Raw genomic sequence first — 20,081 nt, forward strand, 5'->3', positions numbered from 1 at the left:
GAACCGGCCTTCTCGATCTGTGCGCGGAGGGGGACTTGAACCCCCACGCCCTTGCGAGCACTACGACCTCAACGTAGCGCGTCTACCATTCCGCCACCCGCGCAGATCTTTTTCGTTGTTTCCAACGAAGATCGAGATTAGCACGATCTCCGAGGCCTCACGAACCGGGACGCACGCCCGGGCGCGTCGCCGCGATTCGATAGCCTGGGGTCATGCCTGACTCTGCGTCCGATCTACCCGAAGTCGTTCGTGTCGCCGCGGACCTCATCCGGTTCGACACCTCGAACTTCGGCGGCGGCAACGCCAAGGGCGAGCGGGAAGCCGCAGAGTACGTCGGCGCCTACCTCGAGTCACTTGGTCTGGTTCCGGAGTACTTCGAACCGGTCCCTCGGCGCACGAACGTCATGGCGCGTGTTCCGGGACGCAATCGCGACAAGCCGGCGCTCGTGGTGCACGGGCACCTCGATGTCGTTCCGGCGATGGCCGAGGACTGGAGCGTCGACCCCTTCGCGGGAATCGTGCGTGACGGCATGCTCTGGGGTCGCGGGGCCGTCGACATGAAGAACATGGATGCGATGATCCTCACGGCCGTCGCTGACCTGCTGCGCGCGGGGGAGCAGCCCGAGCGTGACCTGATCCTGGCGTTCTTCGCCGACGAGGAGAACGGCGGGGTCGAGGGCTCGGCGCTCGTGGTTCGCGAGCGCCCGGAGTGGTTCGCGGGTGCGACAGAGGCGATCAGCGAGGTCGGCGGCTACTCGATCTCCGTCGACGGCCATCGCGCGTATCTCCTGCAGGTCGGGGAGAAGGCGCTCCTGTGGATCCGTCTCGTCGCCCGCGGTCGCGCCGGGCACGGCAGCCGCCTGCACCCCGACAACGCGGTGACGCGGCTTTCCGAAGCCGTCGCGGCCATCGGTCGGACGCACTGGCCGGTGCGGCTGACCGACACGACGCGACAGCTTCTCGAGGGACTCAGCGCGCTTTCCGGGCGTTCCGCGGAGGATCCGGATGCCCTGGCTTCCGCCGCGGGGCCCGCGGAGGCCTTCCTTCGCTCCAGCTTCCGCACCACGACGAACCCGACAGCTCTGACGGCCGGGTACAAGCACAACGTGATCCCCGAGCGCGCCGAGGCGCTCATCGACGTTCGCGTGCTGCCCGGCACAGAGGATGCCGTTCTCGCTCAGCTGCAGGAGATCGTCGGCGACGACATCGAAATCGAGATCGTCGTGCGCGACATCGGCATGGAGACTCCCTTCACAGGCCCTCTGGTCGACGCCATGGTGGCGGCCCTCGACCGCCATGACCCCGGAACCCCGGTCATTCCCTACCTGCTGGGTGCGGGAACCGACAACAAGGCGCTCTCTGCCATCGGCATCACCGGCTACGGCTTCGCACCCCTGCGACTGCCGGCGGAACTCGACTTCACCGGGATGTTCCACGGTGTCGACGAGCGGGTTCCCGTAGACTCTCTCGTCTTCGGACAGCGGGTGCTGGCCGACCTGTTCCGCACCTACTGATCACGAGTTCTCTCTCGATCCCCTCGACAGAAGGTTTCTTCACGCATGCACCTGTTCGAAGCGCTCCTCCTCGGCATTGTGCAGGGGCTCACCGAGTTCCTGCCGATCTCGTCCAGCGCACATCTGCGCATCCTGGGGACCTTCCTGCCGTCCGCCACAGACCCGGGCGCGGCTTTCACTGCGATCACGCAGATCGGCACCGAAGCCGCCGTCGTCGTGTTCTTCTGGCGCGACATCGTCCGCATCGTGAAGCACTGGTCTCTGTCGCTGGTCGGGAAGATCCCGCGCAATGACGCGGACGCGCGCATGGGGTGGCTGATCATCATCGGCAGCATCCCGATCGTCGTGCTCGGGTTGCTCTTCCAGGACCAGATCGAGACGGTCTTCCGATCGATGTGGGTCGTTGCGACGATGCTGATCGTGTTCGGCATCCTGCTGGGAATCGCTGACTACGTCGGCGCCAAGCGTCGCTCACTGAACCAGCTCACGGTTCCGCATGGCATCGCCTTCGGTTTTGCGCAGGCGCTTGCGCTGGTGCCCGGGGTCTCCCGCTCCGGCGGGACGATCACGATGGGGCTGTTCCTCGGGTACGAGCGCGCCGCGGCGGCTCGCTACGCCTTCCTGCTCGCGATCCCCGCCGTGTTCGGCTCCGGCTTCTACCAGCTCTTCAAGAGCCTCGACGAGACGCCCGTGTTCAGCGCCGGGGAGACGCTCGCTGCGACCGGCATCGCCTTCGTGGTCGCGCTCGGCGTGATCGCGTTCTTCATGAACTGGATCTCCAAGCGCAGCTTCCTGCCGTTCGTCATCTACCGGGTGCTGCTCGGTGGCGTACTGCTGGTGCTTCTCGCGACAGGAGCCATCGCGCCGTAACCGACGCACGTACGACACGCAGAAGTGCCTCCGACGAAGTCTCGTAGGAGGCACTTCTGCGTCACCGCCGCTTGTCGGGGCCTGGACCCTCACCGCCCCGGCGCAGATAGCGTTCAAATGCCTGCGCGATCGCGTCGCCCGAGGCATCCGGAGAATCCCAGGTGTCGCGCGTCTGCTCGAGCTGGCGGATGTAGTCCGCCATGTCTTCGTCCTCGGCCGCCGCGGCATCGATGGATGCCTCCCAGGTGGCAGCATCGGTACGGAGGGTGCCACGAGGAACATCGACACCGGTGACTTCGTGCAGGCGGTCGAGCAACGCGAGCGTCGCCTTGGGGGAGGGCGTCGCGGATGCCACGTAGTGCGGCACGCTCGCCCAGAGACTCGCCGAAGGGATGCCGCCCTGCTCCGCGGAGTGCTCGAGAACGCTCAGAATCCCCACCGGTCCTTCGTAGAGCGAACGCTCCAGGGACAGCGCCTCGCGGACCTCTTCGTTCGTGCTGGCGGAGAAGACGGAGATAGGCCGGGTATGCGGGACGTCCGAGAGCATCGCACCGAGCGTCACGAAGCCCGTCACGTCGTCGCGCAGACAGATGTCGATGAACTCCGCGGAGAAGGCCTGCCAGGCGCGGGCCGGTTCGACGCCCGTCAGCAGCCAGAGCTCGGTGCCAGGACCGGGCTCTGCCGGACGCCAGAGCGATGCGCCGGGCCACTTGAGCTCACGAGACCCGCTGGACGCGAACCCGATCGACGGACGGGTGTACTGGTAGTCGTAGTACAGCTCGGGATCGATCGTGTGCACGAGCTCGTACTCGACGCTCTCACGCAGCATCGTCACGGCCGCCGTTGCGGCCTCGCCCGCATCGTTCCAGCCATCGAAGGCGGCGACGACGATCCGGGATCCGAGAGCGTGCACGTGAGTCCTTCCCTGACGACGGTTGCGTCATTGGATCATCCCAGGCTAGCCGCCAGCGCTCGCATGCGGGCCTGCGTCTGGCCACGGCTACGATGGTGAAGTGATTGAGATGCCGCGCGCGGTCCTGTGGGACATGGATGGAACCGTCGTCGACACCGAGCCCTACTGGATGGCCGCCGAGACGACGTTGATCGAATCCTTCGGAGGCACCTGGTCGCACGAACAGGCCATGCAGCTCGTCGGAAACGGCCTGGAAGACAGTGCTCGTCTTCTGCAGGCCGCGGGCGTGCGGATGGGCGTCACAGAGATCGTGGACCACCTGACTGACGAAGTCCGCCGGATGCTCACCACACGCGGTGTGCCGTTCCGCCCGGGTGCGCAGGAGATGCTTCGCGCGCTCCGCGCAGCGCAGATCCCCACCGCTCTCGTCACGATGTCGCTGCGCCGCATGGCCGTCGACATCGTCGCGCTCATGGACTTCACGGCGTTCGACCTGATCGTCGGCGGAGATGAGGTCGAACGGCCGAAGCCCTTCCCGGATCCCTATCTGCAGGCCGCACGCACGCTGGGGGTCGACATCGTCGACACCGTTGCGCTCGAGGACTCGCCGACGGGCGTGCGCTCGGCATCCGCCTCCGGTGCCGTGACCATCGGCGTCCCGCATATCGTCGCCCTCGACGGCTTCGGTGCGGATGTCCTCTGGCCGAGCCTTGCCGGTCGCACGGTCGAAGACATCGCCTCAGAATTCACCGCGCACCGCCGCGCGGCATCCCTCGCCCCCTCTACGACAGGAGACCTCGCGTGACCGACCAGCGCCCCAGCGGCCCCTTCCGTGAAGGTGACCGCGTCCAGCTGACCGGCCCCAAGGGCAAGCTGCACACGATCACCCTGCGCGAGGACGGCGAACTCCACACGCATCATGGAGTGCTCTTTCACCGTGACCTGATCGGCCAGCCCGACGGATCCGTCGTCGCCAACAGCAGCGGCCACGAGTACCTGGCGCTGCGTCCGCTGCTGCGCGACTTCGTCATGTCGATGCCGCGTGGCGCGGCGATCGTCTACCCGAAGGATGCCGCCCAGATCGTCACGCAGGCCGACATCTTCCCGGGTGCTGTGGTCGCGGAGGCTGGCGTCGGCTCCGGCGCCCTGTCGCTGTCGCTCCTGCGTGCGATCGGCACGAACGGGCGCCTCGTGTCCTTCGAGCGTCGCGAGGACTTCGCGGAGGTCGCACAGGCGAACGTGGAGACGTTCATGGGCGGTCTGCCCGACACCTGGAGTGTCGTGGTCGGCGATCTCGCCGATGAGCTGCCCCGGCAGTTCGAGGACGGCACGGTCGACCGCGTCGTCCTGGACATGCTCGCTCCCTGGGAGTGCATGGACATGGTCGCCGACGCTCTCACCCCCGGCGGTGTGGTGCTGTGCTACGTCGCCACCGCGACACAGCTCTCACGCGTCGCCGAGTACATCCGCGGCACGGGACTCTTCACGGAGCCGCTGGCATCCGAGACGATGGTGCGCGGTTGGCACGTCGAGGGCCTCGCGGTTCGCCCCGATCATCGGATGGTCGCGCACACGGGCTTCCTGATCACCGCCCGCCGCCTGGCGCCGGGCGCGGTGCCGCCCGAGGTCAAGCGACGCGCCTCGAAGTCGAGCTACGGCGACGACGATGTCGAGAAGTGGACTCCCGGGGCCGTGGGCGACCGTGAGATCACCGACAAGAACCTCCGCAAGCGCGTGCGCGACGCCCAGAAAGCGGCAGACGGCGCACGTGTCGCCGCCTCCGCGCGGGGTGGCGCGGACGACATCAGCACAGACGAATAGACTGACGGGGTGCGTAAGACTTCTGCCGCCCTGATCACTGTCAGCCTCACCGCCCTCGCCCTCACCGGGTGCACGGCGGCACCGTCGTTCGAAGGGGCATCCTGCGAACGTGCGACCGACAGCCATGTCGCGTCGCTGGCGACCGTGACCGGGGATCTCGGCACCGAGCCGAAGGTGACGCTGCCGACGCCCGTGCGCATCAATGAGTCGAGTGTGAGCGACCTGATCGTCGGCGAGGGCCGCGCGATCACGACGTCTGACCAGCTCGTCGCCCTCGATGTCGCACTGTACGCCGGTGATTCCGGTGAGCTCATCGTGGCTACGGAGTTCAACGGAGACCTGTCGCGCCTGTCGAACATCGACTCCTGGGCGCAGCAGATCCCGGGAATCGCGACGGCACTCGAGTGCGCGACCGAGGGGTCGCGCATCATTACCGGGATCTCCCCGGAGGACTTCGGTGCCGAAGCATCCGCCGGATTCAACCTGGGCAAAGATGAATCCGTCGTCGCGGTCATCGACGTCCTGAAGGTGTACCTGCCGCACGCCGAGGGCTCGCTGGAGTTCAACGGCGCGCTGGGCCTTCCGACGGTGGTCCGGGCTCCCGATGGTCGCCCCGGCATCATCGTTCCGGATGCCGATGCACCGGAGGAGCTCGTCGTGCAGACGCTCATCAAGGGTGACGGCCCTGTCGTCACCGGCGACGAGCCGCTGCGCGTGCACTACACCGGTGTGACCTGGGAAGGCCGCGAGGTCTTCGACAGCTCATGGGACAGCAACGCCAAGCAGTTCGATCTGACCAGCGTCATCCCCGGTTTCGCCGAGGGGCTCAAGCGTCAGACGGTCGGGTCGCAGGTGCTGATCGTGATCCCGCCGGCGCTCGGCTACGGTGAGCAGGAGCAGGCGGGCATCCCCGCGAACTCCACCCTGGTGTTCGTCGTCGACATCCTCGGCACAGATTCTCCCGCAGGGCAGTAGTGGCTGAGCGGATCCCGGCGGAGGAGCGCCTCACGAACCTCGTGGTGGCGCTGATGGCCACGGAGATCGGCCTCACCAAGCAGCAGATCGTCGACAGCGTCTCCGGTTATCGTCAGCGATTGGAAGCGGGCGTGAGCTCGGTCGCGCTCGACAAGATGTTCGAACGCGACAAAGACGAGCTGCGCGCGCTTGGCATGCCGATCGAGACGATCGGCGAGTTCGCAGACCCGAACGACCTTCGCGAGGCGCGCTACCGCATTCCGAAGTCCGAGTACGATCTGCCGCTCGACATCGAGTTCACGCCCGCTGAGCTTGCTGTCCTGCGCCTTGCGGGAAGCGTGTGGAGCGAGGGCTCGATGTCTGACGACGCGCGGGCCGGTGTGCGCAAGATCCGCGCACTCGGCATCGACGTCGACGAGCCGATCATCGGCTTCGCACCCCGTATCGCCGCACGCGAGTCGGCCTTCGCGCCGCTGCAGCACGCTCTCGACCGCAGTGTGGAGGTCGAGTTCGACTATCTCAAGCCGGGGGAGGATGCTCCGCGCGCACGACGGGTGCTGCCGCTGGCCCTCCTCGAGTTCGAGGCGCGCTGGCACCTTTTCGGCCGTGATCTCAACGCCGATGCGGAGCGCACCTACCTGCTCACCCGCATCGTCGGAGATGTGAAGGTCACGTCGCGGGTGCATTCCTCCGCTGCCCAGGAGGGTGCCGGCGATCGCGCACGTGCGGGCCTGGAAGCGGTCGCCGCGGCACACTCGGCGCTGCTGGAGACGACGCCGGGCACCGAGGCGGACCTCCGTCTCGCCCGCCGGGCAACCCCCGCGACGCAGGGGGTTCGCGTGCCGTACGTCGATCTGCACGTCTTCGCGGATGAGCTCGCCTCCTACGGTCCCGAGGTCCGCGTCGTCGAACCGACTGAGCTGCGCGACGCCGTCATCAGCCGGCTGCGTGATGTTGTCGCCGCCCACACAGAGGGTGGGGAACGATGAGCGCACGCAAACCCTTGCTCACCGCCGACCGTGTCCGCGCGTATCTGACGCTGGTCCCGTATCTGCTGGAACGCGGAGAGGTCTCCCTCGTTGAGGCCGCCGCGGACTTCGAGATCTCCGTCGATGAGATGCGTCGCATGGTGCAGAAGCTCACGGTGATCGGGCTTCCCGGGGACGCCGGCTACTGGCAGCCGCCGCAGGAGCTCTTCGACATCAACTGGGACCTGCTGGAAGAGCAGGGGATCATCGAGATCACGAACGACGTCGGACTTCGCCGCGCTCCGCGGCTCACCTCCCGGGAAGCGGCAGCGCTGCTCGCGGGACTTCAGCTCACCGCGTCACTGCCCACCGTCGCCGACTCAGAGCTGGTGTCCGGTCTCATCGCGAAGCTCTCTCGCGGTGCCGGCGCCCGCCCGTCTGAAGTGATCGTCGCCCCGGGGCCTGTCGACGACGTGCGCACTCTCGTCTCGCAGGCGCTGAACGCGCAACGTGCGATCTCCTTCACCTACCGTGCTCCGGACGCGCCGCCGACGACGCGCACGGTCGATCCCGTGAAGGTCCTGATCTCGGATGGCCAGTGGTACCTGCAGGGGTGGTGCCATCTGCGCCGTGCGATGCGCACGTTCCACCTCGACCGTGTCAGCGAGGTGACGATGACGGATATCCCCATCGCTCACGCGGGCGATCCTGTGCCGGATCTGTTCGCGACGGCGGCGGATGACGACGAGGCGACGTTGCGAATGCCCGCGCCCCTCGCTCCGCTGCTGGGTGAGTTCCTGGATCAGGCGGAGGTCGAGGTCCACGAGGGGATGCTGACGGCGCACGTCCGGGTGGGGGACCCGGCGCGACTGCGACGGCTCGCCGCCCGTTTCGGGGGTCAGCTCGAGGTGCGCACGCCGCGTGCTGCGCGGGTGGCGGCCCGAGAGTGGGCTCTCGCCGGACTCGCGCTCTACGGCGAACACGAATGATCTGTCAGGTAGACTGACGTCGACTTCGATCTGAGGGAGAAAATCATGTTCGCAGGCCTCAACGGATGGCACCTGGTCATTCTCCTTGCCGTCATCCTCCTGCTGTTCGGTGCAGCCAAGCTTCCCGCGCTCGCGAAGAGCATGGGCCAGTCGGCTCGCGTCTTCAAGGGTGAGATGAAGGCGATGAAGGAAGAGGACGCCGCCGCGCAGGCGAACGCCGCTCCCGCCGTCCCCGCAGAGACCACCGACGGGTCTACGGCACCCGGGCAGAACCCCGCACCTGGCACTGATCGCGCCAGCTGACGAGAGTGACGGCGCTGGAGTCCGCGGCCGCGGAAGGCAAGAAGCCGCGGCGTGATCGCACGATGTCCCTGAAGGGGCATCTCGTAGAGTTCCGCAAGCGGCTCATGATCTCGGCCGCCGCGATCGTCGTCGCCATGATCGTGGCGTTCATCATCGCGGACCCCATCATCGCTTTTCTCGCGCATCCTGTTGAGCTCGTCAACGAGCGACGCGGCGATGACTTCGCTGCACTGAACTTCTCCGGAGTGACGTCGGCCTTCGACTTCCGCATGCGGATCGCCTTCACACTGGGCATCTTCTTCGCTGCTCCTATCTGGCTGTGGCAGATCTGGGCGTTCATCATGCCCGGGCTGACACGCAAAGAGATCCGATACACGATCTCTTTCGTGGCCGCGGCGATCCCGCTGTTCTTCGCGGGCTGCTACGTGGCTTTGACGGTCATGCCTCACATCATCGAGCTCATGTGGGGCTTCACCCCCGAGGGTGGCGTGAACTTCTACGACGCTCCGACGTACTACGACTTCATCTTCAAGCTCATGCTCGTCGTCGGGATCTCCTTCGTGCTGCCGGTGTTCCTGGTCGCGCTCAACGTCGCGGGCATCATGTCAGGGCACACGATCCTCAAGGGATGGCGGGTCGCCGTCCTCATCGCGACGATCTTCGCGGCACTCGCGACGCCCGCGGCCGATGTCATCAGCATGCTGCTGCTGGCCGGGATCCTCAGTGTGCTGTACGTTCTCGCAGCTCTGGTCTCGTTGCTCTTCGATCGCCGTAAACGCAAGCGCGCCGATCCCTTGCTGCCCGAGCCCAAGGCATGACTGCGTCGCGAAGCGGCTACTCGGCCGAAGAGGACGCACGCGAGCATCCCCATACGGCCGCATTCGCTGCGGCGCAGCAGTTCGCCCTCGATCCTTTCCAGGTGGCCGCCTGTCATTCCCTTGAGCGAGGGCGCAGCGTGCTCGTCGCGGCCCCTACCGGAGCAGGCAAGACGGTCGTGGGTGAGTTCGGCATCCACCTCGCGATGCAGACGCCCTCCGACAAGGCGTTCTACACGACCCCGATCAAGGCGCTCTCCAATCAGAAGTTCCGCGAGCTCGTCGAGGTGTACGGCGCCGATCAGGTCGGACTGCTGACGGGCGACACCAACATCAACGGCAACGCGCGCATCGTGGTCATGACGACCGAGGTGCTGCGCAACATGCTGTACGCCGACTCCTCGGCTCTCGATCACCTCCGCTACGTGATCATGGACGAAGTCCATTACCTCGCTGATCGCTTCCGCGGTGCGGTGTGGGAAGAGGTCATCATCCATCTTCCTGCGGCCGTCCGACTCATCTCCTTGAGCGCGACGGTGTCGAACGCAGAAGAGTTCGGGGACTGGCTCGACACCGTGCGCGGTGACACAGATGTCATCGTCTCGGAGACGCGTCCGGTTCCCCTTGAGCAGCACGTGCTGGCAGGGGACGAACTGCTCCCGCTGTTCGATGATCGCTCCGGCGCCTCACATCAGCAGGTGAATCAGGCGCTCCTGCGTCTCGGGTCATCCAGTGGCGGACGTGGCGACCGCAACCGGGGATACTCGCCGCGAGATCGCGGGAGTCGTGGGCCGCGCCGTGGCCACGACGCGCGCGCGGAGTCTCGATTCGGCGGGCGCCGCATCGAGCGGATGGATCGCCCCCATGTCGTGCGGATGCTGGAGAACGCGAACCTCCTGCCCGCGATCTTCTTCATCTTCAGCCGGGTCGGCTGCGATGCGGCCGTGCAGCAGGTGCGCCGCTCGGGGCTGCGTCTGACGAACGCAGAGGAGCGGGCGGAGATCCGCCGCGTCGCCAACGAGAGAATGCACGGCTTCGACGAGAACGACCTCATCGTCCTCGGCTACGGCGAGTGGCTCGACAGCCTGGAGCGCGGAATCGCCGCGCACCATGCCGGGCTGCTTCCCGCGTTCAAGGAGATCATCGAGGTTCTCTTCAAGCGCAAGCTCGTGAGAGTCGTGTTCGCGACCGAGACGCTGGCGCTCGGTATCAACATGCCGGCGCGCACCGTGGTCCTCGAGAAGATGGACAAGTTCAACGGCGAGGCGCGCGTTCCGATCACATCGGGGGAGTACACCCAGTTCACCGGTCGTGCCGGGCGTCGGGGCATCGATGTCGAGGGCCACGCGGTTGTGCAGTGGAGCCCGGGGCTCGACCCGCAGGCCGTGGCATCCCTCGCCTCCCGACGGACCTACCCGCTGAACTCAAGCTTCCGGCCGACCTACAACATGGCCGTGAACCTGATCGACCGATTCGGACGGGAGCGCGCCCGCGAGATCCTCGAGTCCTCGTTCGCACAGTTTCAAGCCGACCGCGCCGTCGTTGGGCTCGCGCGAAAGGTGCGGGACGCCGAAGAATCCCTCGCGGGGTACCGCGCATCGATGGCGTGCGAGTACGGCGATTTCACTGAGTATTCGGCGATTCGTCGTGAGCTGACTGATCTCGAGAAGAAGGGCCGCACGGAAGGTCATGTCTCGCGGGCGATTCGCGAGAAGCGCGCACGCAAGGTCGAGTCGCTCCGAACGCGGATGAAGCGCCACCCCTGTCACTCCTGCCCTGACCGGGAGACGCACGCGCGCTGGGCCGAGCGCTATTGGAAGCTCAAGCGCGAGACAGACCGCACTCGTCGACAGATCGAGACGCGCACAGGCACAGTGGCGCGCATCTTCGACCGCGTCGTCGATGTGCTGGAAGCAGTCTCGTATGTGCGCGGCACCGGAGACGAGATCGAACTGACCGAGGCCGGGCGCACGATGCAGCGCATCTACGGTGAGCGCGACCTCCTGGTCGCTGAAGCTCTGCGGCTCGGACTCTGGGAGGGGCTGGACGCCCCCTCTCTCGCCGCGATGGCATGCTGCCTGGTCTACGAACCTCGCCGCGACGAGGCCACTGACGGCAGTCGTGGCCTGCCGAGGGGGAAGTTCCTCCAGGCGTGGGACAAGACGCAGACGCTCTGGGCACAGCTCGACGACCTGGAACAGGATCATCGCCTCCCGGGTACCGAGCAGCCGTCTGCAGGGCTCGCCAGCGCCATGCACGCCTGGGCGCGTGGAGTCTCGCTGGATCGCGTGCTCCAGGATGCCGACATGGCAGCCGGAGACTTCGTCCGCTGGACCAAGCAGACCATCGATCTGCTCGATCAGCTCTCGATCGTCGCACCCGACATCGCTCTGGCCCGCACTGCGCGGCATGCCCTCGACGGTGTGCGCCGCGGCATCGTCGCCTACTCCTCGATGTGAGGACGAGAACGTGATCACCCCATCGCTGACACCAGTGCGCCCTCCGCTCCCGCTCTGGCTTGCCGTCGTCGTCGCTGCGTGTGCCGGCGCACTGCTCGATCTCGCGTTCCCGTCGGTCTCCCTCTGGATCGCCGCACCGGTGGCGATCGGTCTTCTCCTGGTCGCGCTCATGGGGCGGCGCGCCGGTGGTGCGCTGCTGGTGGGCGTCGTGTTCGGGCTGGTCTTCTACCTGCTGCTGGTCTCGTGGACCTCCCGTTACCTCGGGCCCCTGCCCTGGACCGCCCTGTCCGCGCTCGAAGCTCTGCTCACGGGTGTCGGTCTCATCCCCGTCGCCCTCGCGTATCGGTGGCTTCCTCGCGCATCGCCGCGTCCCGCCCTGCGTGTACTGCTCGTCGCGACCGCCGTCGCCGCGCTGTGGGTGGGGCGTGAGCTGTTCATCGGAGCCTTCCCCTACGGAGGGTTCCCGTGGGCCCGCGTCGGCTACACGCTCGTCGACACGCCGGCCGCGATGCTGGCGTCCTGGATCGGTGTGAGTGGTTTGAGCTTCGTCCTGGTGTTCTTCGTCGCCGCCCTCGTCGAAGTGCTGAGACTCTCGTGGGAGCGGCGGAGCTCGTTCACGCTGCGAGGCCTGGTCCCCGCACTCACCGTGCCGATCGCCGCTCTCCTTGCACTGCTCCTGGTGCCGGCGTTCCCCACCACCGCAGGCGGCGAACTGCGCGTCGGCGCAGTTCAGGGCAACGGCCCGACCGGATACTTCGACGCACGGGAGCCCCTGGCCATCATCGCGTCACAGATTGATGCCTCCCGGCCCCTGTTCGGCGAGGATCTTGACCTCCTCGTCTGGCCGGAGGGGAGCGTCGAAGGGGACCCCTTCCAGAATCCGACCCTTGCGCGGATGCTCTCGCGCGTCGTTGCCCAGGCAGATGCCCCGCTGCTCGCGAACGCAGCAACCGCCGTCGGCGATCGCTACTTCAACACCTCGTTCCTTTGGGACGTCAGCCGTCCTGCGCCGGCACGCGACGACACCCAGACGCACGCCAAACGGCACCCTGTGCCGTTCGGTGAGTACGTCCCGGATCGCGCGTTCTTCAACGCGATCGCTCCCGACCTCATCGGGCTCATTCAACGCGAGTACACGCCCGGAACCGATGCCCCGGTGATGACGCTGGATCACACCGCGATCGGTCTCGCGATCTGTTTCGACGTCATCTATGACGATGTCATCCGTGAGGGGATCAACGGGGGAGCGGAGCTCCTGGTCTTCCAGACGAACAACGCCGATTTCCGCGGTACGGATGAGAACCTGCAGCAGCTCGCGATTGCGCGGATGCGCGCGATCGAGACGGGACGCACGGTCGTCAACATCTCGACGGTGGGAACCAGCCAGGTGATTCGCGCGGATGGCTCGACCCAGGCTGCACTGGACGCAGATCGCCCCGGTGCGATGCTCGAGGATGTCGAACTTCGCACCGGGGCGACGGCGGGTGTTGTGGTTGCGCCTGTTCTGGAGCCAATCCTGCTCTGGGGCGGGGTGCTCCTCGTGCTTCTCGGGTGGTTCAGAGCGCGGCGTTCTTCGCGCTCCTAGCGTCGGCGCACCGTGAGCAGGTCAGGCGCTCTTTGCCCGCGTGGGATCTTCGCCTGCGCCACGACGGTCGCGGATGTAGGCGAGACGCTCTTCCAGGAGCTCTTCGAGTTCGTCGCGCGTGCGACGCTCAAGCAGCATGTCCCAGTGGGAGCGCGCGACCTTCTCCGCGTTCTCTTCCACGACGACGGACTTGCCGTCGATCTGCAGTCGCGCCTCCGCACCACAGTTTCGGCACTCCCAGGTGGTCGGCGGCTCAGCATCGGCGGCAAACATGAGTGTGGTCACGTGGCCGCAGGTCTCGCACGTGTAAATCGTTTCGCGTCGTTCCATGAACACGACGCCCTCTTCGCTCTGTAGGCTCTGGGCGCCGAGTCGGATGCCGCGCAGGCTGCGATCTGCCATTGTGTGGTCCTCTCGTCGTCCTCAGGTATAGCGCGTTAGTCTGTGCGGCACATCAGAGGCGTTGAGTTCTCGGAGGTATTCACAGCCGATGCTCAGCGGGCACGAGAAAATCCCGAAATATCGCGGAAAATCAGGGTTGTGTGAGAGTCTTCAGCGCCACATCGGCGCGGTCTGTAACGATCCCATCAGCACCCATTTCGACGAGCCGCTTCATGTCTGCGGGAGCGTTCACTGTCCACACGTGAACCTCCGCACCCATCCTGTGTGCGGCACGCACGAGGGCGGGGGAGAAGACCCTCACCCCGGCATGACGTTCAGGGATCTGCAAGGCGTCGACGTCGCGGAGCGCGCGTCGGATGAGCGCCGGAAGGCGCGTATGCGCGGCGCCCAGCGCGCGCACGATCGTGGCCTGCCCCGCGGACGTCGCAGGACGCATCGTGGCTCCGGAACCGAGCGCGGATGACAGTGCCCGAAGTCGGGTGCGGTCGTCGAAGCTCGTCACCAGGACGCGGTGGGCCTGGGAAGCGACCACGCGCCCGAGCTGCTCAGCGACCTCCGCCGCCTTCACGTCGATGTTGAAGTGCACGGTGGGGAAGGCGTCCAGGGCATCCGAAAGGGTGAGCAACCCGCCGTTCTGGGACATGAGGTCTGAGAGCTCCCGCGTCGAGACAGCGGAGACCGCCCGGGGGTCGCCGATCACCCGAAGCAGGGTCTCGTCGTGGAACAGGACGACGTCGCCGTCGGAGGTGATGCGACAGTCCGTCTCGATGTAGACCGCCCCGACGGCGTGGGCTGCCGCCAGAGCGAGCGCGGTGTTCTCCCAGACGGTGAAGTCGTCGGCACGCGAAAGCGCCGGCGCCTGCGCGTCTTGCTGCACGGGGGTTGGAAGACCCCGGTGGGCAAGAACGCGCGGCGCCGGCGTCGCGTCGAAATACGGGTGTGTCACTCTGCGCGCGGAGGCAGCGGCGATCCGCCGGCACGAGGCGTGAAGGCGCCTCCGAAGTTCTTCAGCGCCTCGGAGAACTCGCTCGGGATGATCCAGAGCTTGTTCGACTGACCCTCGCTGATCTTGGGCAGCATCTGCAGGTACTGGTACGCGAGGAGCTTGTCATCGGGTGCGCCCTGGTGGATGGCGCTGAAGACGTTCTGAATCGCCTCGGCCTCGCCCTGAGCACGAAGGACCGCGGCCTGCTTCTCACCCTCTGCACGAAGGATCTCCGCCTGACGCGCACCCTCCGCCTCAAGGATCGCGGATTGCTTAGTACCCTCCGCGGTGAGGATCGCAGCACGACGATCACGCTCGGCGCGCATCTGCTTCTCCATCGAATCCTGGATGGACAGGGGCGGGTCGATTGCCTTCAGCTCGACACGGCCGACGCGGATGCCCCACTTGCCGGTCGCCTCATCGAGGACGACGCGAAGCTGTCCGTTGATGTTGTCGCGGCTGGTCAGCGCCTCCTCGAGGTTGAGACCACCGACGACGTTACGGAGCGTGGTCGTGGTGAGCTGCTCAACGGCACCGAGGTAGTTGGCGATCTCGTAGGTGGCGGCGCGCGCGTCGGTCACCTGGAAGTAGACGACCGTGTCGATCGAGACGACCAGGTTGTCTTCCGTGATCACAGGCTGCGGCGGGAAGGAGACGACCTGCTCTCGCATGTCGATCAGCGGGCGCAGACGGTCGATGAAGGGCACCAGAAGGTTCAGACCTGGCGTCAGCGTCTTGTGGTAGCGGCCGAGACGCTCGACCACACCTGCTGTGGCCTGCGGAACGATTCGGATGGAGCGCGCGACCGTCACCAAGACGAAGATGATGACGGCGATCGCGAGGATCCAGCCGATGGCGGTGGGAATGAAGGATGAATCGTCCATGGGGGTTACTCCTCGTGGGCGGTAGGACGGACATGAGCGGTGGCGCCCTCGATCGACACGACCGAAACAGGCGTGCCGGGAGGGAGGACGCCGCCGTCGACGGCGCGGGCGGTCCAGGTGTCGCCGTTGCTGAGCTTGACCTGGCCGGTGAGGGAGGTCACCTGGAGGAGGACGGTCCCGTGAAGCCCCACGACGGCGTCGATGTTCGACTTCGTCGGGTCTTCGTTACGGTGCAGGCGTCTCAGCAGTGGCGGACGCAGGAGAAGAATGAGCGCGGCGGCAGCGAGGGCAGCGATGATCACCTGAGCCCAGATGGGGAGACCCGTGAGATCGGATGCAAGTCCGAAACCGCTGCCCAGAGCGAGCATCAGGAAAGTGAAGTCCAGCGTCAGCATCTCGATCACCAGGAAGAGGGCGATCAAGACGAGCCACCCGATCCACGACCACTCTTCGATGCCTTGCAGAACGGTATTCAGATTGTCCACACAGCCTCCTTTCCGTCAACCTACCACGCGGTCGACACGTGCGCCGGGGCCGGGGAACGGCGGTTGATAAGGTGTGCTGTGGCCGTTCGCGCCCGCGTGAAGCCAACAGTTTCGAACCCATGAGGAGTCATAGTGACCCAGCCGCTCGCCCCCGAATCGCTCAATGGAAAGGTCGCCCTCGTGACGGGCTCCTCCCGGGGAATCGGTGCTGACACCGTTCGTTACTTCGCCGAGGCCGGCGCGGACGTCGTCATCAACTTCCGCAACAAGGCGCCGCGTGCCGAGAAGCTCGCCAACGAGATCCGCGCTCTGGGGCGTCGCGCTCTCGTCGTCGGCGCGGACCTCACGGATGAGGCTTCCGTGAAGGCGATGTTCGATGCGGTCGCCGCGGAGTACGGTCGCCTCGACATCCTCGTCCTCAACGCCTCCGGTGGCATGGAAGCCAACATGGGGGAGGACTACGCACTGACCCTCAACCGGGACGCGCAGCTCAACGTGCTCGACGCGGCATCTCCGCTGCTGGGGGAGGGCTCGCGCATCGTCTTCGTCACGAGCCATCAGGCCCACTTCATTCGCACGACGCCGACGATGCCCGAGTACGAGCCCGTTGCGCTCTCGAAGCGCGCGGGCGAAGACGCCCTCCGCGAGCGGATCCCCGGCCTCGCGGAGCGCGGCATCGGTTTCACTGTCGTCTCCGGCGACATGATCGAAGGCACCATCACCGCGACGCTGCTCGAGCGCGCGAACCCGGGGGCGATCTCGCAGCGACGTGAGTCGGCCGGACGCCTCTACAACGTGTCCGAGTTCGCCGCGGAGGTCGCATCCGCTGCTGTCGACCCGGTGCCGGCGGACAACACCCGCCTCATCGGCGACGTGAGCGGATTCGTCGCGGAGTAGGTTTCACCATCGAGAAGGGCCTTGTCCGATCTGCTGAGGATCAGACAAGGCCCTTCTCGATGACAGGAACTGCGGTCAGACCGCCGCGTCGACCTTGCTCGTTGCCTTTCCGAGCGTGATGGCGCGGACGATCTGCACGATGCCCATCGCGACCAGCGAGATGCCCAGGATGAGCCAGAGCAGCAGTCCGGTGGTGATCGGCGAGAAGAGCACGACGATACCGGCGATGATGCTCAGCAGCGCGTAGAGGAGCGTCCACACTCGCGAGCCGTCCGAACCGAGGAGCGTCAGAGCGACGACGCCGTCGATGATCCAGCTGATACCGACGAAGATCACCACGACAATCGCGAGCGTCGCCGTAGCGGCCTGCAGGTTGGCGAACGCGATGATGCCGGCGACGATGTACAGCAGGCCGAGGACGATATGGCCGACACGCGCCCATCCGCCCTTCTTCGCGGAGAAGATGCCGAGACCGATGTACACGATTCCGGCGATCACGAGGTATGCAGCGACGATTCCGGTGATGATGATCGCCGTCTTGACGGGCCACACCAGCAGGACGATTCCCGCGATGAGCGCGATGGCTCCGGAGACGGCCAGTGAGATGCGGATCGACTTGAACAACGACTGTGCTTCGGCACGCGTGTCAGACATGGTGAACCCTTCCTGTGAGTGCCCTGTGAGGGCTGATGCTCACACTAGCGCCCGGCTCGCTCGCTCTGGGGGATTGGCGCTGATTTCGTCGCTCTCCGGGACTATTCTGGTGAGCCGTGAACGCGGCCGTCGTCGTCGCGCCACAACTTCTTCGTCGTCTCACCGGAAGCTGACACCTATGTCTGAGAACCGCGCTGTGTCCGAAACCCATGCTGCCGATGCGCACGACCTGATCCGCGTGCAGGGCGCACGTGAGAACAACCTCAAAGAGGTGAACGTCGAGATTCCCAAACGGCGGCTCACGGTGTTCACCGGCGTTTCCGGATCGGGAAAGAGCTCGCTGGTGTTCGACACGATCGCTGCCGAGTCCCGTCGCATGATCGACGAGACGTACAGCGCGTTCGTGCAGGGATTCATGCCCTCCGTCCCGCGCCCGGACGTCGACGTGCTCGAGGGGCTCACCACGGCGATCATCGTCGATCAGGAGCGGCTCGGAGCCAACCCGCGGTCGACGGTAGGCACAGTGACGGATGCGAACGCGATGCTGCGCATTCTCTTCAGCAAACTGGGAGAGCCGTACATCGGCGGTCCGACGGCGTTCTCCTTCAACATTCCGACCCAGAAGGCCAGTGGCGTCATGACGGGGCCCGGTGGCGAGAAGAAGATCGTCAAGGACGCGATCTATCTCGGCGGGATGTGCCCGCGCTGCGAGGGGAGAGGCGCGGTGTCCGACCTGGATCTGAGCCAGATCGTCGACGAGAGCAAGTCGCTCGATGAGGGTGCGATCATGGTGCCCGGGTACACGGCGGACGGCTGGATGGTGAAGGGCTTCTCGCAGTCCGGCTTCTATCCGGCCGACAAGCCGATCTCTGACTTCACCGAGAAACAGCGGCACCTCTTCTTGTACGGCGAGGTCACGAAGGTGAAGATCTCCGGGATCAACATGACCTACGAGGGCCTGATTCCGAAGATCACGAAGTCGATGCTGTCGAAAGACCTGGATGCGCTGCAGCCGCATATCCGCGCCTTCGTCGAGCGCGTCGCAACGTTCGCGACATGCCCGGAATGCGATGGCACACGTCTGACCGAGGGCGCACGGTCTTCGAAGATCGACGGAATCAGCATCGCGGATGCCTGCCGCATGCAGGTCACTGACCTCGCGGAGTGGGTGCGCAGCCGGGATCTTGTGGGCGCCGGACCGCTGCTGGACGCCCTGCGCGCGAATCTCGATGCGTTCGTCACCCTCGGGCTCGGGTACCTCAGCCTGGATCGGCCGTCCGGGACGCTGTCCGGGGGAGAGGCGCAGCGGATCAAGATGCTCCGGCACCTCGGCTCCTCGCTGACGGATGTGACGTACGTCTTCGATGAGCCCACGATCGGCCTGCACCCGCACGACATCCAGCGGATGAACGGACTGCTTCTCAAGCTGCGTGACAAAGGCAACACGGTGCTCGTCGTGGAGCACAAGCCCGAGACGATCGCGATCGCCGATCACGTCGTTGACCTCGGACCAGGGGCAGGGAGCGGCGGTGGGGAGATCTGCTTCGAGGGCACCGTCGAACAGCTGCGGGAGAGCGGCACTCGGACAGGGACGCACCTGGACGACCGTGCGACCCTCAAAGAGACCGTGCGGGAATCGGACGGGGCGATCACGGTGCGTGATGCGACGGAGAACAACCTGCAGAACATCGACGTCGACATCCCTACCGGCGTGCTGACGGTCATCACGGGGGTCGCCGGCTCGGGAAAGAGCTCGCTGATCCACGGCTCCGTTGCACCGCGTGAGGGCGTCGTGACGATCGATCAGAGCGCGATCAAGGGCTCGCGGCGCAGTAATCCCGCGACCTACACCGGGATGCTGGAGCCGATCCGCAAGGCGTTCGCGAAGGCGAATGGGGTGAAGCCGGCGCTGTTCAGCGCGAACTCGGAGGGCGCCTGTCCGACATGCAAGGGCGCAGGAGTCATCATCACCGAGCTCGGCTTCATGGACACGATCGAGACGCCCTGCGAGGACTGTGGCGGAAAGCGTTTTCAGGCCGCCGTTCTCGAGTACACACTGGGCGGCAAGGACATCACGCAGGTGCTGGATCTTCCGGTTTCCGAAGCGCGAGTGTTCTTCTCGGAGGGCGAAGCGAAGATCCCTGCGGTGGCAGCGATCCTGGCGCGCCTCGACGACGTCGGGCTCGGGTATCTGTCACTCGGACAGCCGCTGTCGACGCTGTCGGGCGGCGAACGCCAGCGAGTGAAGCTGGCGATCCAGATGGGCGAGAAGGGCGATGTGTACGTGCTCGACGAACCCACCACGGGCTTGCATCTCGCGGACGTTCAGAACATTCTCGGGCTGCTCGACCGCCTGGTCGATTCCGGCAAGACTGTCATCGTGATCGAGCATCATCAGGCGGTCATGGCGCACGCGGACTGGATCATCGACATCGGCCCGGGTGCCGGACATGATGGCGGACGCGTCGTGTTCGAAGGAACACCGGCTGCACTCGTCGCCGGTAAGACGACGCTGACCGGACAGCACCTCGCGGAATACGTCGCGAGTTAGGCCGCATAGGA

Annotated in this window: 19 protein-coding genes and 1 tRNA gene; 13 read left to right on the forward strand and 7 right to left on the reverse strand. The window is 66.0% G+C overall.

Annotation, left to right across the window (positions count from 1 at the left end):
* Positions 1 to 20 precede the first annotated feature (20 nt).
* Positions 21 to 103, reverse strand: a tRNA-Leu gene (locus tag JOD62_RS14340).
* A gap of 109 nt (positions 104 to 212) precedes the next feature.
* On the opposite strand from JOD62_RS14340, the gene JOD62_RS14345 reads away from it, so the two are divergent.
* Positions 213 to 1,514: a M20/M25/M40 family metallo-hydrolase gene (locus JOD62_RS14345; RefSeq protein WP_204939912.1), complete on the forward strand. Its 1,302-nt coding sequence runs from the start codon at positions 213 to 215 to the stop codon at positions 1,512 to 1,514.
* Positions 1,515 to 1,559: 45 nt separating this feature from the next.
* Positions 1,560 to 2,384, forward strand: coding sequence for an undecaprenyl-diphosphate phosphatase (locus JOD62_RS14350; RefSeq protein WP_204939913.1), 825 nt, complete (start codon positions 1,560 to 1,562; stop codon positions 2,382 to 2,384).
* Between the two features lie 61 nt (positions 2,385 to 2,445).
* On the opposite strand, the gene JOD62_RS14355 is transcribed toward JOD62_RS14350, so the two are convergent.
* Entirely contained in the window at positions 2,446 to 3,297 is an 852-nt protein-coding gene (locus JOD62_RS14355; protein ID WP_204939914.1) for a PAC2 family protein, read from the reverse strand.
* Positions 3,298 to 3,406: 109 nt separating this feature from the next.
* Between JOD62_RS14355 and JOD62_RS14360 the strand changes: the two genes are divergently transcribed.
* From JOD62_RS14360 to lnt, 9 genes are all read left to right on the forward strand, one after another.
* Positions 3,407 to 4,102, forward strand: coding sequence for an HAD family hydrolase (locus JOD62_RS14360; RefSeq protein WP_204940236.1), 696 nt, complete (start codon positions 3,407 to 3,409; stop codon positions 4,100 to 4,102).
* Positions 4,099 to 5,118, forward strand: a complete 1,020-nt coding sequence (locus JOD62_RS14365; protein ID WP_204939915.1) for a tRNA (adenine-N1)-methyltransferase — start codon at positions 4,099 to 4,101, stop codon at positions 5,116 to 5,118. Before JOD62_RS14360 ends, JOD62_RS14365 begins: the two co-directional genes overlap by 4 nt.
* Positions 5,119 to 5,127: 9 nt before the next feature.
* The gene (locus JOD62_RS14370; RefSeq protein ID WP_204939916.1) at positions 5,128 to 6,093 is read left to right on the forward strand and encodes an FKBP-type peptidyl-prolyl cis-trans isomerase; all 966 of its coding nucleotides are present in this window, start codon (positions 5,128 to 5,130) and stop codon (positions 6,091 to 6,093) included.
* A complete protein-coding gene (locus JOD62_RS14375) occupies positions 6,093 to 7,082 on the forward strand; it encodes a helix-turn-helix transcriptional regulator (protein WP_271171557.1) in 990 nt (329 codons plus the stop codon). Before JOD62_RS14370 ends, JOD62_RS14375 begins: the two co-directional genes overlap by 1 nt.
* Positions 7,079 to 8,050, forward strand: coding sequence for a helix-turn-helix transcriptional regulator (locus tag JOD62_RS14380; protein WP_204939917.1), 972 nt, complete (start codon positions 7,079 to 7,081; stop codon positions 8,048 to 8,050). Before JOD62_RS14375 ends, JOD62_RS14380 begins: the two co-directional genes overlap by 4 nt.
* 45 nt (positions 8,051 to 8,095) lie before the next feature.
* Positions 8,096 to 8,353 carry a Sec-independent protein translocase subunit TatA gene (gene tatA / locus JOD62_RS14385; RefSeq protein WP_204939918.1) on the forward strand — a complete coding sequence of 86 codons (258 nt, stop codon included), beginning with the start codon at positions 8,096 to 8,098 and terminating at the stop codon, positions 8,351 to 8,353.
* A 62-nt stretch (positions 8,354 to 8,415) separates the two neighbouring features.
* Positions 8,416 to 9,171, forward strand: a complete 756-nt coding sequence (tatC, locus tag JOD62_RS14390) for a twin-arginine translocase subunit TatC (protein ID WP_204940238.1) — start codon at positions 8,416 to 8,418, stop codon at positions 9,169 to 9,171.
* Positions 9,168 to 11,627 (forward strand): DEAD/DEAH box helicase, encoded by a 2,460-nt coding sequence (locus tag JOD62_RS14395; protein WP_204939919.1) that lies wholly within the window; start codon positions 9,168 to 9,170, stop codon positions 11,625 to 11,627. Before tatC ends, JOD62_RS14395 begins: the two co-directional genes overlap by 4 nt.
* A 10-nt stretch (positions 11,628 to 11,637) precedes the next feature.
* Positions 11,638 to 13,212: an apolipoprotein N-acyltransferase gene (gene lnt / locus JOD62_RS14400; protein ID WP_271171558.1), complete on the forward strand. Its 1,575-nt coding sequence runs from the start codon at positions 11,638 to 11,640 to the stop codon at positions 13,210 to 13,212.
* Between the two features lie 21 nt (positions 13,213 to 13,233).
* Here lnt and JOD62_RS14405 read toward each other — a convergent pair whose 3' ends face one another.
* From JOD62_RS14405 to JOD62_RS14420, 4 genes are all read right to left on the reverse strand, one after another.
* The gene (locus JOD62_RS14405) at positions 13,234 to 13,614 is read right to left on the reverse strand and encodes an RNA polymerase-binding protein RbpA (RefSeq protein ID WP_204939921.1); all 381 of its coding nucleotides are present in this window, start codon (positions 13,612 to 13,614) and stop codon (positions 13,234 to 13,236) included.
* Between the two features lie 130 nt (positions 13,615 to 13,744).
* Positions 13,745 to 14,560: a glycerophosphodiester phosphodiesterase family protein gene (locus JOD62_RS14410; RefSeq protein WP_204939922.1), complete on the reverse strand. Its 816-nt coding sequence runs from the start codon at positions 14,558 to 14,560 to the stop codon at positions 13,745 to 13,747.
* The gene (locus JOD62_RS14415) at positions 14,557 to 15,483 is read right to left on the reverse strand and encodes an SPFH domain-containing protein (protein ID WP_204939923.1); all 927 of its coding nucleotides are present in this window, start codon (positions 15,481 to 15,483) and stop codon (positions 14,557 to 14,559) included. The genes JOD62_RS14410 and JOD62_RS14415 overlap by 4 nt, the downstream gene beginning before the upstream one ends.
* 5 nt (positions 15,484 to 15,488) lie before the next feature.
* Positions 15,489 to 15,968, reverse strand: coding sequence for an NfeD family protein (locus tag JOD62_RS14420; protein ID WP_271171559.1), 480 nt, complete (start codon positions 15,966 to 15,968; stop codon positions 15,489 to 15,491).
* 132 nt (positions 15,969 to 16,100) lie between these two features.
* On the opposite strand from JOD62_RS14420, the gene JOD62_RS14425 reads away from it, so the two are divergent.
* Positions 16,101 to 16,865, forward strand: a complete 765-nt coding sequence (locus tag JOD62_RS14425) for an SDR family oxidoreductase (protein WP_204939924.1) — start codon at positions 16,101 to 16,103, stop codon at positions 16,863 to 16,865.
* Between the two features lie 75 nt (positions 16,866 to 16,940).
* Here the strand turns inward: JOD62_RS14425 and JOD62_RS14430 are convergent, their stop codons facing one another.
* Entirely contained in the window at positions 16,941 to 17,519 is a 579-nt protein-coding gene (locus tag JOD62_RS14430; protein ID WP_204939925.1) for an HdeD family acid-resistance protein, read from the reverse strand.
* A gap of 178 nt (positions 17,520 to 17,697) precedes the next feature.
* On the opposite strand from JOD62_RS14430, the gene JOD62_RS14435 reads away from it, so the two are divergent.
* Positions 17,698 to 20,070 carry an ATP-binding cassette domain-containing protein gene (locus JOD62_RS14435; protein ID WP_204939926.1) on the forward strand — a complete coding sequence of 791 codons (2,373 nt, stop codon included), beginning with the start codon at positions 17,698 to 17,700 and terminating at the stop codon, positions 20,068 to 20,070.
* Positions 20,071 to 20,081: the final 11 nt, after the last annotated feature.

The organism is Microbacterium keratanolyticum (genome assembly GCF_016907255.1).
GTDB lineage: Bacteria > Actinomycetota > Actinomycetes > Actinomycetales > Microbacteriaceae > Microbacterium > Microbacterium keratanolyticum.

Coding starts and splice junctions, on each gene's coding strand:
- JOD62_RS14430 (WP_204939925.1), bottom strand. CDS start 17,519: ATGTCTGACACGCGTGCCGAAGCACAGTCGTTGTTCAAGTCGATCCGC.
- tatA (WP_204939918.1), top strand. CDS start 8,096: ATGTTCGCAGGCCTCAACGGATGGCACCTGGTCATTCTCCTTGCCGTC.
- JOD62_RS14435 (WP_204939926.1), top strand. CDS start 17,698: ATGTCTGAGAACCGCGCTGTGTCCGAAACCCATGCTGCCGATGCGCAC.
- JOD62_RS14405 (WP_204939921.1), bottom strand. CDS start 13,614: ATGGCAGATCGCAGCCTGCGCGGCATCCGACTCGGCGCCCAGAGCCTA.
- tatC (WP_204940238.1), top strand. CDS start 8,416: ATGTCCCTGAAGGGGCATCTCGTAGAGTTCCGCAAGCGGCTCATGATC.
- JOD62_RS14345 (WP_204939912.1), top strand. CDS start 213: ATGCCTGACTCTGCGTCCGATCTACCCGAAGTCGTTCGTGTCGCCGCG.
- JOD62_RS14360 (WP_204940236.1), top strand. CDS start 3,407: ATGCCGCGCGCGGTCCTGTGGGACATGGATGGAACCGTCGTCGACACC.
- JOD62_RS14395 (WP_204939919.1), top strand. CDS start 9,168: ATGACTGCGTCGCGAAGCGGCTACTCGGCCGAAGAGGACGCACGCGAG.
- JOD62_RS14380 (WP_204939917.1), top strand. CDS start 7,079: ATGAGCGCACGCAAACCCTTGCTCACCGCCGACCGTGTCCGCGCGTAT.
- JOD62_RS14415 (WP_204939923.1), bottom strand. CDS start 15,483: ATGGACGATTCATCCTTCATTCCCACCGCCATCGGCTGGATCCTCGCG.
- JOD62_RS14350 (WP_204939913.1), top strand. CDS start 1,560: ATGCACCTGTTCGAAGCGCTCCTCCTCGGCATTGTGCAGGGGCTCACC.